Annotated in this window: 14 protein-coding genes and 1 pseudogene; 14 read left to right on the top strand and 1 reads right to left on the bottom strand. The window is 47.5% G+C overall.

The annotated features are described in order from the left end of the window. Window positions 1-425: 425 nt before the first annotated feature. Both GX348_05610 and GX348_05605 read left to right on the top strand, forming a co-directional pair. Window positions 426-929, top strand: coding sequence for a LemA family protein (locus tag GX348_05610; protein NLP41666.1), 504 nt, complete (start codon window positions 426-428; stop codon window positions 927-929). A 31-nt stretch (window positions 930-960) separates the two neighbouring features. After that, window positions 961-1,728: a TPM domain-containing protein gene (locus GX348_05605; protein NLP41665.1), complete on the top strand. Its 768-nt coding sequence runs from the start codon at window positions 961-963 to the stop codon at window positions 1,726-1,728. Window positions 1,729-1,779: 51 nt separating this feature from the next. On the opposite strand, the gene GX348_05600 is transcribed toward GX348_05605, so the two are convergent. Beyond that, window positions 1,780-2,319, bottom strand: a complete 540-nt coding sequence (locus GX348_05600) for a DUF3231 family protein (GenBank protein NLP41664.1) — start codon at window positions 2,317-2,319, stop codon at window positions 1,780-1,782. 1,143 nt (window positions 2,320-3,462) lie between these two features. Between GX348_05600 and GX348_05595 the strand changes: the two genes are divergently transcribed. The 12 genes and pseudogenes from GX348_05595 (at window position 3,463) to GX348_05540 (ending at window position 16,036) form a co-directional block, all read left to right on the top strand. Continuing rightward, entirely contained in the window at window positions 3,463-5,052 is a 1,590-nt protein-coding gene (locus tag GX348_05595) for a gamma-glutamyltransferase family protein (protein NLP41663.1), read from the top strand. Window positions 5,053-5,126: 74 nt separating this feature from the next. Next, entirely contained in the window at window positions 5,127-5,846 is a 720-nt protein-coding gene (locus tag GX348_05590) for a L,D-transpeptidase family protein (GenBank protein NLP41662.1), read from the top strand. A gap of 196 nt (window positions 5,847-6,042) precedes the next feature. Then, a complete protein-coding gene (locus GX348_05585) occupies window positions 6,043-6,477 on the top strand; it encodes an Rrf2 family transcriptional regulator (protein ID NLP41661.1) in 435 nt (144 codons plus the stop codon). Then, window positions 6,470-7,855, top strand: coding sequence for a cytochrome ubiquinol oxidase subunit I (locus tag GX348_05580; protein NLP41660.1), 1,386 nt, complete (start codon window positions 6,470-6,472; stop codon window positions 7,853-7,855). The genes GX348_05585 and GX348_05580 overlap by 8 nt, the downstream gene beginning before the upstream one ends. Beyond that, a complete protein-coding gene (gene cydB, locus GX348_05575; protein ID NLP41659.1) occupies window positions 7,846-8,853 on the top strand; it encodes a cytochrome d ubiquinol oxidase subunit II in 1,008 nt (335 codons plus the stop codon). The genes GX348_05580 and cydB overlap by 10 nt, the downstream gene beginning before the upstream one ends. A gap of 66 nt (window positions 8,854-8,919) precedes the next feature. Beyond that, on the top strand, window positions 8,920-9,078 hold the full coding sequence (locus GX348_05570; GenBank protein NLP41658.1) for a rubredoxin: 159 nt from the start codon (window positions 8,920-8,922) through the stop codon (window positions 9,076-9,078). A gap of 73 nt (window positions 9,079-9,151) precedes the next feature. Then, window positions 9,152-10,882 (top strand): thiol reductant ABC exporter subunit CydD, encoded by a 1,731-nt coding sequence (cydD, locus tag GX348_05565; protein ID NLP41657.1) that lies wholly within the window; start codon window positions 9,152-9,154, stop codon window positions 10,880-10,882. A gap of 1 nt (window position 10,883) precedes the next feature. Next, a complete protein-coding gene (gene cydC, locus GX348_05560) occupies window positions 10,884-12,599 on the top strand; it encodes a thiol reductant ABC exporter subunit CydC (protein NLP41656.1) in 1,716 nt (571 codons plus the stop codon). 196 nt (window positions 12,600-12,795) lie between these two features. Next, window positions 12,796-13,188: pseudogene (locus tag GX348_05555) on the top strand (response regulator). 202 nt (window positions 13,189-13,390) lie between these two features. Beyond that, on the top strand, window positions 13,391-14,332 hold the full coding sequence (gene mdh / locus GX348_05550; protein ID NLP41655.1) for a malate dehydrogenase: 942 nt from the start codon (window positions 13,391-13,393) through the stop codon (window positions 14,330-14,332). 154 nt (window positions 14,333-14,486) lie between these two features. Further along, complete coding sequence (locus tag GX348_05545) at window positions 14,487-15,500, top strand: alpha-hydroxy-acid oxidizing protein (GenBank protein ID NLP41654.1); 1,014 nt, start codon at window positions 14,487-14,489, stop codon at window positions 15,498-15,500. Next, window positions 15,500-16,036 (top strand): methylated-DNA--[protein]-cysteine S-methyltransferase, encoded by a 537-nt coding sequence (locus tag GX348_05540; GenBank protein ID NLP41653.1) that lies wholly within the window; start codon window positions 15,500-15,502, stop codon window positions 16,034-16,036. Before GX348_05545 ends, GX348_05540 begins: the two co-directional genes overlap by 1 nt. Window positions 16,037-16,082 lie beyond the last annotated feature (46 nt).

The raw sequence follows: 16,082 nt of genomic DNA, 5'->3' as shown, positions 1-16,082 counted from the left end.
AGGGGCACGACCGGGGTAGAGTTAAAATCCCGGTCTGTTTTAATCGTTCGTATTCCCGTATCTTTCGGCCCTTTCTGGAAAAAGCCGTTCCGAAGGACGGGAAACCGTATAGCTTACGTTAAAAAATTCCGACTGTCTGAGCCGCAGGCGAGTTTCGGGATTTTAGTAAGCTGTGCGGATTGCCGAGGCTTTTGGAAGACTGGGCCTAGACCTTTGGTTACTTTGGGGCAATGCTAAAAAGTAACACCGCCTCAGCGGTATAGCTTTTTAGTATATCGGAAAAAGCTGCTTGCAGCCTTTTCCCTGATAGGAGATTTTTTGCTGAAAGTGATATAATATAGTAATGAAACAATATACAATAACGGAGGTGTCGTTGTTTGAAAGGTTGGATTGTCGCGGGTGTAATCGTCGCGATACTTGTGGTTATGGGAATTAGCGGCTACAACTCTTTGGTAGGCATGAGTGAAAATGTTAACGGAAAATGGAGCCAAATCGAAAATCAGCTGCAGCGCCGTGCTGATTTAATTCCTAATTTAGTCAGCACAGTAAAGGGGTATGCTGCCCATGAACAACAGGCTATTCAAGCAGTGGCGGATGCCAGAGCCAGACTGGGCGGAGCCCAAGGGCCTGCTGCTAAGGCTCAGGCCAATGCTGATTTAAATAATGCATTAAGCCGATTGTTGGTTATCGCTGAAAATTATCCTAATCTGAAAGCTGACCAGAACTTTAGAGCTCTGATGGATGAACTGAGCGGTACTGAGAACCGCATTGCAGTAGCCCGTAAGGACTATAATGATGCGGTCCAGGTTTACAATACCAAAATCAAATCATTCCCGGCTAATATTTATGCCGGCATGATGGGATTTGGCGCTAAGGAGTACTTCAGAGCCGAAGAAGGCGCTCAGCAAGTTCCAAAAGTTCAATTCTAATCCGTAAATACGCGGCAGGAGAATGATGCCGATGAAAAAATGGCTAGCTTGGTTGTTATTTGTCTTTTATTTAATGCTCAGCGTATCTGCCTGGGCTCAGCCACAAATCCCGCCTGTTCCGACGTCAAGCATCTATGTGCAGGACTATGCGGGAGTGCTGTCGGGTGATAATAAGGCCCGCATTAATCAGCTAGGGTCTCAGATTGCGGCTAAATCTAAGGCACAGGTTGTAGTGGTTACTGTAAAAACCCTGGATGGTGCGCCGATTGATGAATATGCCCTTAGTATCCTACGCAAGTGGGGGATTGGCGATAAAAAGCTGAACAACGGTGTACTGATGCTGATTGCGGTGAATGACCGCCAGTCGCGTATCGAAGTCGGCTACGGGCTAGAAGGAGCATTGCCTGACGCTAAAACCGGCAGAATTCAAGATAAGTATATGATTCCGTATTTCCAGCGCGGCGATTATAATACCGGTATTTACAACGGTTATCAGGCCCTGATCGGGGAAGTTGCCAAGGAATATAATATCCAGGTAAGCACTGATGCCAAAGCGGTTGTCCAAACTAATCAGATTCAAACATCAATGTGGGATGATCTGCCATGGTGGGCGCAAATCTTGATTGTCGCCGGCTTTTTGCTACTATTCATCATTGATTGGATGTTTTTTGGCGGTTCGATTACTTATCTTATCCTGTCACTTATCCGTTTCCGCGGCGGCGGTGGCGGAGGTGGCGGAGGCCATGGCGGTTATGGCGGTGGATCGGGCGGCGGCGGTGGGTCAAGCCGAAACTGGTAATATAAAAACTCCTCCCCAGCCGGGAAGGAGTTTTGTATTTGCTAGTTTTTATTAATGTTCGATTTTACCAATATGAGGCAGCCAGCCCCGATTAAGCATTAGCTGGAGCAGGCGATAATCCCATTCTAAGCCTTCATCAAGTTTGCGGCGGTAAACCAATGCAACATCAGGTTGATAAGATTGATGTATACCAGCTAGGAGTGCCATTTGTGAAGCCTTAGCCATCGAGCCGATACCGATAGCAATCTCGGCGTCCGTCATGCGGGCGTCCATTGGAATATCAAGCGGTTGCTCGTGTAGGGTACGTTTGGAAAAGCCAAACTTCGGCATATCGCCTTCACTGCGGTTGAGTAATTTTTCGGAGTCCTTTATCAAACCTTTAGTGTGATGATCCATAGCTTCGCGGATAAGCTCTTTAAGCTCAGGATCTTGAGCATGGTTGTACATAACTTCAAGAGCGGCAACGTTAAAACGACCTTGAGCTATCATGCCGTAAAGACCTGAGGCTTCTAGGTAGTTGAGCGGCTCTCTGTCAAATACCATGTTGAACATAGTGCGGGCATCCGATGTTACTCTTTCAATGATCGACATATAAAAAATCAGCCTCCTATTTCAAGAATGTACTGTAGTTTATTCGTATTTAGGATAAGCAAATAGCTAAGATTTGATACGTGCTATGAAGTTTTTTAGATCATTTTTATCTGGCTTTTATTAGCAATTTAGTTGTAGTTTTTTCGCTTTGTTCAAACAGTCGAACTTTCTTGTCGCAAGCAAGGTCTGTTTCCATCCCTGCGGGACCGGCCGCTTCCGCAATTGTCCGTAAGGGAGTACGACCGGGAGTGGATTAATAAATTTGGTTCGTTTAATGGTCTCATGTAATTCAGTACTTTCGTACTCCGTATCTTTCGGCCCTTTCTGGAAAAAGCCGTTCCGAAGGATGGGAAACCGTATAGCTTACGTTAAAAAATCCCGACTGTCTGAGCCGTAGGCGAGTTTCGGGATTTTAGTAAGCTGTGCGGTTTTCCGAGGCTTTTGGAAGACTGGGCCTAGACCTTTGGTTACTTTGGGGCAATGCCAAAGTAACCACCACCTCAGTGGTTACTAACCTCAGCAATCAGAGGGGCTTAAGGCTACTGTCGTAGCCAGTACTTTTTGCTTGATCAAAAAGTACCCAAAAAATCAAGGACCTATTCTCCAGCGGCCTTGGAAACAGCCCTCACTTGCGGAAAGTCCGAAACTCACTTCGTTCAGACAGTCGGACTTTCTTATCGCAAGCAAGGTCTGTTTCCATCCCTGCGGGACCGGCCGCTTCCGCAATGGTCCATTAGGGGCACGACCGGGGTAGAGTTAAAAATGCCGGTCTGTTTTAATCGTTCGCACTCCCGTATCTTTCGGCCCATTATGGAAAAAGTCGTTCCTCAGGACGGGAAACCGTGCAGCTTACGTTAAAAAATCTCGTTGTTCGAGCGCAGCGAGTTTCGGGATTTTAGTAAGCTGTACTGTTTTTCCGAGGCTTTTGGAAGACAGGGCCTAGACTTTTTTGGTTACTTTTTGGGGCAATGCCAAAAAGTAACACCGCCTCAGCGGTTTCCCGAAAATCCTGTAGCGGGATGAAAATTTTTTGGCGGTTAAGCCAATTCACAATTTCATCCCCGTCCACAGGATTTTTCGAAAATTTAGGCGAATAATATTCGTAAAAATTACAAGGGGGAGTTGGCGGTGAATTTTGATGCAATGTTCTTCCCACATCCGTCGCGGCGGCTGGTCACTTTTGCAAAAAATGGCATGGTGGCTACATCTCAAAGCCTGGCGGCACAAGCGGGGCTTGATATTCTTAAAAAGGGCGGCAATGCAATTGACGCCGCAATCGCGACAGCTGCTTGTCTGACTGTTGTTGAGCCAACCCAAAACGGCATTGGCGGTGATGCTTTTGCCTTGGTTTGGAGTAAAAATGAGCTACATGGCTTAAATGCCAGCGGCCCGGCGCCGCGCCGTATTTCACGGGAACTGGTTGTGCAGGCTGGGCATAAGACTATGCCAGTTAATGGTTGGCTGCCGGTAACAGTACCAGGTATACCAAGTGCTTGGGCAGCGTTGTCGGCCAGGTTTGGACGACTCGAGTTAAGCGAGGTGCTTAAGCCGGCTATTGAATATGCCGCCAATGGTTATCCGGTGTCATCAGTAGTAAGTAAGCATTGGAAGCAGGATGCTGAACGCTACTCGAAGGTGAGCGGTGAGGAATTTAGGTATTGGTGGCAGACATTTGCTCCTCAAGGCAAGGCACCTGACAGCGGTGAAATGTGCTATTTGCCCGACCATGCCAAGACCCTCGCCGAAATCGGTTCGACTAGGGCGGAGTCGTTCTACCGAGGTAATTTAGCGGCGCAAATTGACGCCTTTTCCGCTAAGTACGGCGGTTATTTGCGCGGTGACGACTTAGCAGCCTTTTATCCTGAGTGGGTTACGCCGATTAAAGTTAACTACCGGGGCTACGACATTTGGGAAATTCCGCCCAACGGTCATGGCTTAGTGGCCTTAATGGCGTTGAATATCCTAAACGGGCTTGACCTGGATGCCAATGACCCTGTTGAATACTATCACCGGCAAATTGAGGCCATGAAGCTGGCATTTGCCGACGGTAAGCAGTATATTGCCGAGCCTGAAAAAATGCAGGTGTCGGTTGAAGAGCTTCTTTCAGCTAATTTTGCGGCAGTACGACGCAGCCTGATCGGCAATAAGGCGCTTGAGCCCAAAGCCGGCGATCCACGGTCAGGCGGAACCGTATATCTCGCGACAGCTGACAGTGAAGGCAACATGGTTTCATATATTCAGAGTAATTATATGGGCTTCGGTTCGGGATTGGTTGTGCCTGGTACGGGTATTAGCCTGCACAACCGCGGCTGCAACTTCTCGCTTGATGAGCATTCAGACAATTGCTTGGAGCCGGGCAAGCGGTCGTATCACACGATTATCCCTGGTTTCCTTACCAAAGACGGCCAAGCAGTTGGCCCATTTGGGGTTATGGGTGCTTTTATGCAACCTCAGGGTCATGTTCAGGTTGCAATCAATACAATTGATGCCAAGCTTAATCCTCAGGCGGCGCTTGACGCTCCGCGCTGGCAGTGGACGGGCGGCAAAACAATTGAAGTTGAACCGCATTTCCCCAGTCATATTGCTGAGGCCTTAGCTCGCAGAGGACATGATATAAAAGTTAATCTTGATCCGAGCGGCTTTGGCCGGGGGCAGATAATCTGGCGCAGCCAGAATAACGTTTTGTCAGGCGGTACTGAACCTCGCGCCGACGGTGTTGTCGCCGCCTGGTAAGAAAATAACCTAATGAAGCAGGCGGGATATCCCTGCCTGCTTTTGCATATATATTGTTAGACTTGGAGGTGAAGATGGTGACTAAATTATCAATATCAGGTCTAAAGTCGGCAAAGTTATATTTTGCCATTACCTCACTTGTTATGCTCAGCTTGCTTATAGGTATCGTGGGCTTTGAATATTGGGATGAACATGAATTGGCTGCAATCCCCAACCAACCCAAAGAAGCTCCGACCGGCAAAGTGTCGATTGTTATTAAGGTACCGGCTCGGGTTCTTGAACTTCATAATGACGGCAAAGTTTATAAGAAATATCGCATTGCTGTGGGCAAGCACGAGACGCCAACGCCGATTGGTGACTGGACGATTGCTTGGAAGGCATATCGGTCAGCAGATATTATGGGAACGCGTTTCTTAGCGCTTAACGTACCATGGGGTGGTTATGGCATCCATGGAACTAATCGGCCATGGAGTATCGGGCAGTTTGCAAGTCTTGGCTGTATTAGACTGCGCAATGCCGATATCGAAGAACTTTTCGAGTGGGTGCCGGTAGGGACACCAGTTCGGATAGAGGGCCAGCCTACTCGCATTAAGCGGACGCTTGCCTATTCAAAGAGCGGGCCGGACGTAGTGCAGCTACAAATGAAACTCCGGCAGCTTGGCTACTACGAAGGCCGTGCTGATGGTTTGTTCAGCCGAGAAACGGAAACAGCCGTTAAACGCTTCCAACATGATAAAAAATTAAAAATCACCGGCGTTGTCGATCAGAAGACATTAAATATGCTGGGGTTGTAGAAATTAGGATGTGGTAAGTGGTAGTGGGCACTTAAATGTCTCCACTTTTTTACTTACCACTTGTTGTTTTTCAGCCTTTCGATATATCTAATAATTATTTTCCTTTAATATTTAAATCATATTGACAATAGGAAAGTCCTGGTACTATAATTAATTTAAAACTATACTGGCATGGTATACATTAGAGGTGTTTTAGGTGCAGTTAAATCAAGCAACCGATTATGCTTTTCGTCTTGTATTACACTTAGCAATGCTACCTGAGGGGGAAATTGTCAATGGCACTACTATTTCCGAGCAAGAGCACATTCCACCACGGTTTCTGCTTAAAATTGTCAGGTATTTAACCAAGGCCGGCATAGTAAAATCTCACCGGGGAGTTGACGGCGGGTTTAGCTTAGCCGCGCCGCCGACTGATATTGCATTGTTGGATATAATTAAAGCTATGGAGGGGCCGATTGCTATTCATCATTGTTTAGAGGACAGGGAAGCGTGCAGCAAGCATTGTACTGAAGAATGCCCTGTTCACGAGGAACTCGCTGATATTCAGGCCCGGTTGGTCGACAATCTTGCACGCGTCAACTTCGGTTTTTTGGCTGATAAATACAGAAGTAGGAGGGGGAAGAATGGATGAGCTCTTATTAGCCCGATTGCAATTCGGCATAACTTCGGTGTACCACTTTCTGTTTGTGCCGCTTACGCTGGGCCTATCAATGTTAGTAGCAATAATGGAAACAATTTATGTTCGTACAGGCAATGAGCAGTACAAGAATATGGCAAAATTTTGGGGTAAGCTTTTCTTAATTAATTTTGCTATGGGTGTGGTAACAGGTATTGTTCAGGAGTTTCACTTTGGGATGAACTGGTCGGAATATTCCCGGTTCATGGGTGATATCTTCGGCGCGCCGCTGGCTATGGAAGCGTTGACTGCATTTTTTCTTGAATCTACTTTCCTTGGTATATGGATCTTCGGTTGGGAGAAACTCTCGAAGGGGCTTCATGCCGCAGCAATCTGGATTGTAGCTCTTGCTAGCAATCTCTCGGCATTTTGGATATTAGTAGCCAATTCATTCATGCAGCAGCCGACCGGTTATATTATTCAAAATGGCCGGGCTGAAATGGTTGATTTTCTAGCACTTTTAACTAATCCCTATGTGGCTGTTCAATTTCCTCATACTGTTGCCTCAGGTTTTGTCACAGGCGGAGTATTTATAATGGCAATCAGCGCTTATCATTTATTGAAAAAGAACCGGAGCGATTTTTTCAAGGCATCGTTCAAAATTGGCGTAACCTGCGCGCTAATCAGTGCTTTAGTAGTCGGCGGTACCGGTCATATGCAGGCCCAGTTTTTAGCCAAGGTGCAGCCGATGAAGCTTGCTGCAACTGAGGCTTTGTGGGAGACTGCCGATCCCGCGCCATTTGCTGTTTATGCAGCTATTGATGAGCAAAATCGCCAGAATACTGCTGAGCTAGCTGTGCCGGCAGCATTGAGTTTTCTTGTTTACAATAGCTTTGAAGGTGAAGTTAAAGGAATTAACAATCTACAGGCCGAGTATGTTGAAAAATACGGTCCCGGCAACTATATACCACCCGTTGAGACGCTGTTCTGGAGTTTTAGAGGTATGGCGGCAGCAGGTGGCTGGCTGATAGGCATTGCCGCGCTTTGCAGCTTCCTGCTCTACACCGGACGGCTGGAAAACCAGCGTCTTGTTCTCAAAGCGGCATTGTGGACGCTGCCCATCCCCTACATAGCGAATTCACTTGGTTGGATTGTAGCAGAAATGGGCCGGCAGCCTTGGATTGTAGTCGGACTGCTTAAGGTCGATCAGGCAATATCGCCAAATGTACCGGCCTCAAGTATCATGATCTCGTTAGTTGGGTTTACTGTTATCTATGCTGTACTTATTGTTGCTGCAGTATATCTAATGCATAAATTCGCTATAAAAATCCCGCTTGAAGCTAAGGCCGGTAGCCATAGTCAAACAGGAAAGGAGGCGACATTATGGAGCTGAATGTATTATGGTTTATCCTTGTAACAGTATTGTTTGTCGGATTCTTCTTCCTTGAAGGTTTTGACTATGGCGTTGGCATGCTTATGCCATTCCTGGGGAAAAATGATATCGAGCGGCGAATGATCATAAATACTATCGGGCCGGTTTGGGATGGCAACGAAGTTTGGATGATTACGGCCGGCGGGGCTTTGTTTGCGGCCTTCCCTTCGGTGTATGCAACCTTGTTCAGCGGATTTTACCTAGCTTTATTTATAATGCTGGTTGGTCTGATTGTTCGTGGTGTGGCCTTTGAATTTCGCAGCAAGGATAATAATCCGTTGTGGCGTAAAACCTGGGATTGGCTGATTTTTACCGGCAGCCTGCTGCCCGCTGTGTTGTGGGGCGTAGCGGTAACCAATCTAATAAAAGGTGTCCCAATAAATGCAAAGATGCATTATGTTGGAACCTTCTTTGACTTATTAAGTCCCTATACAGTTGTTGGCGGTGTAGCCTTCGTAACTCTCTTCATTTTCCACGGGGCGTTGTTCTTAAGTTTGAAGCTGGAAAAAGGTGTTCTTGTAGAGCGGGCGCGCACAGCAGCCCTGACCTTCGGTGGTCTGGCCGCAGTCAGCTGCTTAGCACTGGTAGTCTTAACTTATAGCAATACTGATCTGTTTGACAAAACTGGAGCCGGAATCACGTTATTAGCAGCTGTCGCAGTATTTGTTGCGGCTTATCTCTTGATAGCGCGGCAGCGGTTTGGCTGGGCCTTCGTCATGAGCGGCTTGACGGTGGCTCTGACAACGATAGCCTTCTTCTGGGGACTGTTTCCGCGGTTTATTGTGTCCAGCCTTAATCCGGCTTGGAGTCTGACGATTTATAATGCATCTTCTACGCCCTATACTCTAAAAATAATGAGTTTTGCCGCCCTGGCGTTAGTGCCGATAATTTTGGGTTACCAGATTTGGACTTACTGGATTTTCCGCAAACGGGTAACGGCCAAAAATTTGGAATACTAGGCAGTAAAAGTGGGATAAACCATTTTTTGGTTATCGCACTACACAAACATATAAAGGGGGATAAAAATGGAAAAATGGGAATGTACAGTCTGTGGCTATGTTTACAATGAGGAAACCGGGGACGAGGAAAATGGCATTGCGCCAGGCACTAAATTTGCCGACCTTCCTGAAAATTGGGTTTGCCCGACATGTGGAGTAGGAAAAGACGATTTTACAAAGAAATAGGTATCAGAAAAAGGGGTGGCGTAAAAAACCACCTCTTTTCTGCGATAAGGGGTTCAACAAGGGGTTGTAATATGTGTTAGACAAACGGTTGCTGCTTGAAGCTAAAGGGCAGAGATGGCGGTTGGCAGCGTTAATAGGATTAGGGTTTGCCGGCGGTATCCTGGCCGTGCTTCAGGCCGGTTTTATTACCAAAATTATTGACGGAGTTTTTCTCAAGGGGCTAGACCTACCTGCAATGCAAAACTGGCTAGCATTTCTCTTTGTTGTAATTGTCGGCCGTGCTGTCTTGGTTTGGTTAACAGGCACCTACGCCTATTCCTTGGCTGCCGATATAAAACTGGACCTTCGGAAGCGGCTTGTCGACCATGTCTTTGCCGCCGGTCCGGTGCAAATGGCGGCCGTGCCGGCGGGTGATTTGGCTAATACTATTGTACAAGGCATTGAGAATTTGGAGGCTTATTTCTCCCGGTATATTCCGCAACTGGCCAGCGCTGTTCTTATTCCCGTTCTTATTTTATTTGTTGCGGTGCCGCTTGATTTGACTTCTGCAGCTATTATGCTGATTACCGCGCCCCTAATTCCGCTGTTCATGATGCTTATCGGGCAATTGGCTGAACGCCGCAATAAACAGCAGTGGGCCAAACTGTCTCAGCTCAGTGCGCATTTTCTTGATGTTATGCGGGGGCTTACTACTCTTAAATTATTTGGGCGAAGTAAAGAGCAGGTTGAGGTAATTGCTCGGATGAGTGAGCAGTTTCGTGATACCACACTGGGAGTGCTTAAAATAGCGTTTCTTTCCAGTTTGGTACTTGAACTTTTTACGACAATCAGTATTGCCCTTATTGCTGTGTCGGTAGGGTTAAGGCTCTTGTACGGCCAACTGGACTTTAGTGATGCTTTCTTTCTGCTGCTGCTGGCGCCTGAGTTTTATCTGCCGCTGCGACAGCTGGGCAGTCAGTTTCATGCTAGTATGGCTGGCTCAGCGGCCGCCGGAAGCATATTTAACTTGTTAAAGCTAGAGCCAGGCGAAAAAGTTTTCGGTGAATATCAAGAGCTTGACTGCCAAGCGGGCATCGGTATATCTTTCCAGGATGTCCACTCGGCTTATGATGACGGTGGAAGGTTGGCGCTTAACGGAATCACGTTTGATATTAAACCAGGGACTAAACTGGCCTTAGTCGGCCCAAGCGGGGCTGGCAAAAGTACGGTAATTAATCTGCTCCTTGGCTTTATCCAGCCTGACAAAGGAGAGATTACAGTCAATGGCATTCCCTTAAACCGGCTGAATCAGGAAGAATGGCGCAAGAATATTGCATTTGTTCCGCAAAGTCCGCATTTATTTTATGGAACAGTAGCCGATAATATCAAACTTGGCAGCCAAGCCGCCACTTTACCTGAAATCGAGGCGGCGGCGCGGGCAGCCGGCGCACATGACTTTATAACTATGCTGCCTGACGGTTATCAAACAGTTGTCGGGGAAGGCGGAAGAGGTCTTAGCGGCGGGGAACGTCAGCGGCTTGCTATTGCGCGGGCCTTTTTACGCGATGCCCGTTTTATAATATTAGATGAGGCGACTGCTAGTCTCGACCCGCACAGTGAGGAGATTATTGAACAGGCTATTCAAAGACTAATGAGCGGCCGCACTGTTCTGATTGTAGCGCATCGGCTGACAACAGTGACGCGGGCCGACAGTATTGTAGTGTTAGAACAGGGGCGGGTCGCTGAATGCGGGAAGCATGCTGAACTGTTGGCACAAAACGGGTTATACGCCCGAATGGTATCAGCCTTCGGCAGCGAGGTGTGACATGACGAGATTATTAAGGCTCATTATTCCGGTATGGCCGGCTATGCTGGTTTCAATCTTGCTAACTGTATTCACTATCGCTAGTAACATCGGCTTGATGGGGGTATCAGCGTTTTTGATTGCTATGGCGGCGCTACATCCGCCGATTGCCGCTATCTCAACGGCTATTGTCGGGGTGCGGTTCTTCGGCATTGCTCGGGCTGTGTCGCGGTATTGTGAACGCTGCTTGTCCCATGATACCACTTTTCGGCTGCTAAGCCGGCTACGGGTACTGTTTTATCAGGCCATTGAACCGTTGGTGCCGGCTCGCTCAGGTTTATATCGCTCAGGCGATTTATTAAGCAGAATGGCTAACGATGTTGATTCACTGCAATTCTTTTATCTAAGGGTTGTCGCGCCGCCGGCGGCCGCTGTCATAATATTGGTCGGCATGGTTTATTGGCTTAGTCAGTATTCAGAGCAATTTGCCCTTATATTATTGGGCGGATTTATGGCCGCAGGACTAATCCTGCCATTGCTGGTTAAATATGCGGCCGGATCGGCGGCAGCTGAAGCAGCCCGGGCGAAAGGTCAATTGACCGCGCTGGTAGTTGACAGTGTCCAAGGCGCAGCCGAACTTATAGCCTTCGGAAGAGCTGACGCTCAGGTCGAAAAAGTAAGGGTTGCAAGCGAACAGCTTAATAGAGTGCAGAGACAATCGGCATATGCCGCAGCGTTGGCCGACTCCTTGAGCGGGTTTATAGGCCATCTTTCTGCTTGGCTGGTTTTATTGCCGGCCGTCCCCATGGTGTGGAACGGAGTAATAAGCGGTGTTGACTTAGCGGTACTGGTACTCGTCATTGAGAGTAGTTTTGAAGCTGTACAGCCACTGGCAATGCTGCTTTTGCATGCAGCTGACAGCCGTCAGGCTGCGGACAGACTGTTTTCGGTCACTGATACCCCGCCGGCTGTCAGCGAAGGCGGTGCGCCGATAGCACCTGCTGGCTATAGTATCGAGTTTAATAATGTCAGTTTTGCTTATAATGAGCAAGACAGCGTTTTATCGAACCTATCCTTCAAAGTCCAAGCCGGCCGGCGGTTGGCAATCGTAGGCGAAAGCGGGGCTGGCAAGAGCAGTATCGTAGGCCTGCTGCTGCGCTTTTGGGACTATCAATCAGGCTCAATAGAACTTGACGGCAGGCCGCTTAAAGTTTATCAGCCTGCGGGTTTGCGCGAGTTGTTTAGTGTTGTCGCTCAGACTGCATACCTTTTTAATGCCAGTATTAAAGATAATATTTTGCTGGCTAAGCCCAATGCTACTCAGCAGGAACTTGACCAGGCAATTCAAGCAGCCTCGCTGACAACGTTTGTTGAGAATCTCCCTGACAAGATAAATACAATAGTCGGTGAAAACGGCCGTTCGCTGTCGGGCGGGCAGCGTCAGCGTATTGCCATTGCTCGGGCCCTTTTAAAAGGTGCGCCGGTCTTAGTGCTTGATGAGCCGACTAGCGGTCTTGACCCGGTTACTGAGCGAGAAGTAATGGCCGACATAAAAAAGGTTATGGCCGGCCGCACGACTATACTGATAACGCATCGACTGGTTGGCTTGGAAAGTATGGATGAGATTCTTGTCCTAAATAAAGGCACGGCAGCCGAGCACGGTACCCAGGCCGATTTGCTTGCCCGACAAGGGCTATTCTATAAGATGTGGAAACAGCAAAAAGATATGCTTGAATAACTGTTCATATTAGCGTGCCTTCAATAGGAGGCGCGCTTTTTTGGCTTTTATTTAAAAACAGCATCATGTTTATTAACACCTGAAGGATTTTGGAAAACGGAGTCGAATTACCTAATTATATGGGACTAATTACCTATTTTAAACTGGAAATGGACAAAGTTATGAGCTAGGCTTGCTAAGCAGGGGGTGTAGTAATTTGGCGCGAATAATTATAGTGGACGATTCTGCGATAATGCGGCAAGGCCTCAAAATAATCCTGGAGCAAGCCGGCCATACTGTTGTCGCCGAGGCAGCCGATGGCTTGCAAGCGATACAAGAGTATCGGATTCATTAGCCTGACCTGGTTACTATGGATGTAACCATGCCGAAGCTAGACGGAATTAATACAGTTCGAAATATTATTACCGAATTCCCTCAGGCTGGCATAATTATGGTCAGTGGGTTTAATGATCGGAACACAGTTATCGAAGCCCTTAAAACCGGAGCCAAGCATTATATAATAAAACCCATCAGCAAGGAAAAACTATTGGCGGTAATCAATGAAGTACTGTGCAGACAGCAAGGCAGCGGAGACGGGCAGACTGACTGAGATGTGTTGTATACACATTGTAAACTATTGATTTTTTAACCATCTTTTGCTATACTTAGGGATAAAGACAAGTACCGTCAACGAGCGTAAAAAACAGCCGTTGACGGTATTGTTGCGAGATACTTTGCCTCGAGCAAAGGATAATCTTGCACTTTGTGTACATACAGAGAGTGTTACAAAAATAAGAGGAGGCATTGTTATTATGGCTAAGGTTACTGTCGTCGGTGCCGGTAATGTAGGCGCTACCTGTGCGAATGTTATCGCTATGAGAGAAATTGCGAGCGAAGTTGTTTTGGTGGACATCAAAGAAGGTGTATCCGAAGGTAAAGCTATGGACATGATGCAAACTTCGAATATGCTCGGGTTTGACAGCACTGTTATTGGCAGCACCAATGACTACAGCAAAACTGCAGGTTCTGATGTTGTTGTTATTACTTCAGGTCTTCCCCGTAAACCTGGCATGACTCGTGAAGAACTTATCGGTGTTAACGCTGGTATCGTAAAAAGCGTAGTTGAAAACATTCTTAAATATTCACCTGAGGCTATTTTTGTTATCATCAGCAATCCGATGGATACTATGACTTACCTCGCTCTGAAAGCAAGCGGCGTTGCTAAAAACCGCATCATCGGCATGGGCGGTCTTCTTGACAGCAACCGTTTCAGATATTATCTCAGCCAAGCCCTCGGCTGCACTCCGACTGATGTTCAGGGCCTTGTAATCGGCGGCCATGGCGACACTACCATGATTCCGCTGGCGCGTCTGGCTACTTACATGGGTGTTCCTGTATCCGAACTGCTTGACGCTGAAGCTCTGCAAAAAGTAGTTGCTGACACAATGGTTGGCGGCGCTACTCTGACTAAACTTCTCGGAACTTCCGCTTGGTATGCTCCTGGCGCAGCCGGCGCAATGGTTGTTGAAGCAATTGTTCGCGACGAGAAGAAAGTTATTGCTTGCTCAGTAGCTCTTGACGGCGAATATGGCCAAAAAGATATCTGCATCGGTGTACCTGTTGTTCTTGGTAAAAACGGTATCGAAAAAATTCTTGAATACAAGCTTACCGCTGAAGAACAAGAATTATTCGATAAGAGTGCCGCTGCAGTACGCAAGATGAACGACGTTCTTTCTGACATGAAATTAGTTTAATATAAGCATCAAAAAATGACAGCCTTGGTGGCTGTCATTTTTTATGGCCAATTTTCATAATTTCAAAAATTTCGCCGATTAACAGGAAAACTGTCCTTGAGTCGAGAATCTGGATTAGTATCTTTACTATTGCCATAATCAAGGGGGAGAGATAATGGATTATAAAGAGTTGCGGAATGCAGCCAAGGAAAAATTCGGCGGTTCATGCCGGGTATGCCCGGTCTGCAATGGTATTGCTTGTGCCGGTGAAGTACCGGGGATGGGCGGTGTTGGAACGGGAGCAGGATTTAAGAACAATTTCGAAGCCTTGGCAGGTTACCGGATTAATTTACGGACTGTTCATAATGTGAGTCAGCCCAATCTTAGCTGTAACATTCTCGGTCTTGATTTGGCAATGCCGATTTTAGGAGCGCCCATTGGTGGAATTGCCATCAATATGAAGGGGGCGCTATCTGAAGGTGAGTTCACTAAAGCTATCGTGACAGGCTGCCGTCAAGCCGGTACTATCGGCATGACGGGTGATGGGCCTAAAGCTGAATGGTATCTGGACGGTATTAATGCCATTGTAGCTGAAGACGGATATGGCATTCCGATTATCAAGCCCCGTGATACTGATAAAATTATCGAATTAGCTAATAAAGCTGCTGATGCTGGAGCTAAAGCATTCGGAATCGATATTGATGCGGCGGCCCTTGTAAATATGACTAATGCCGGTCAGCCGGTTGGACCTAAGACCAAGGATGAGCTGAAATATATAAAAGATAATACCAAAATTCCGTTTATTGTTAAAGGCATTATAATGCCTGATGAGGCTGAACTCTGTGCAGCGGCCGGGGTTGACGCCATAGTGGTCTCCAATCATGGCGGCCGCGCTCTTGACGCGACACCGGGAACAGCCGAAGTTTTGCCGCATATTGCCGAGCATGTTAAGGGTAGAATAACGATATTGGCTGACGGCGGCATTCGCAGCGGTGTGGACGTATTAAAGATGTTAGCGCTGGGGGCTGATGCTGTGTTAATCGGTCGTCCGCTGGCAGTCGGAGCCGTCGGCGGCGGTGCTGAGGGTGTAGCTATGGTGCTTGCTAAGCTGGCCGGGGAGCTCAGAACGGCAATGCTGCTTACCGGGACAGCCGATGTGGCCGCAGTATCGGAGGACGTTATTTGGTAATGAAAGTCCGGCTAGAATATAGTGTTTTTCAAACGGATTGGGGTCAGGTTGTTGCCGTGTGGTCGGACAGCGGGCTGTGGGAACTTAGTTTTCCCCGGCCCACTGTTGACGAGGCTGTCAGTGATATCACCGCCCCGCTCAAGAATATCCGGAGCGGCCAAGTAACAAATGCTGCTGCTCAGGAGCTGCAGTTGGAATTAAACATGTACTTTCGCGGCTTTAATACGCCGTTTTCAGTTCCTGTTGATTGGCGCGGATACACCCCTTTTCAACAAAAAGTTTTAAAATTGACGGCCGCTATTCCTTATGGTAGTATCACAACTTACGGTACTATTGCCAAACAGGCTGGCTCGCCCAAGGCTGCCAGGGCGGCGGGCGGAGCCCTGCATAGCAATCGAACACCGATTGTTGTGCCTTGTCATAGAGTTGTCGGATCAAACGGCAAGTTAACCGGCTTTGGCGGCGGACTTGATATGAAAAAAGCGCTGCTTATGCTGGAGAAAAATATTGCGACTGCTTCGCACGACAGGATATAATAAAATAGATCTGTTGAAGTGTTCGATTAATAAAGGAGGCCCGCAC

It is taken from the genome of Veillonellaceae bacterium, from assembly GCA_012523975.1.
GTDB lineage: Bacteria > Bacillota > Negativicutes > JAAYSF01 > JAAYSF01 > JAAYSF01.
The sequence above is the reverse complement of the archived record's forward strand: the minus strand, read 5'-3'. Positions and strand labels throughout refer to the sequence as shown.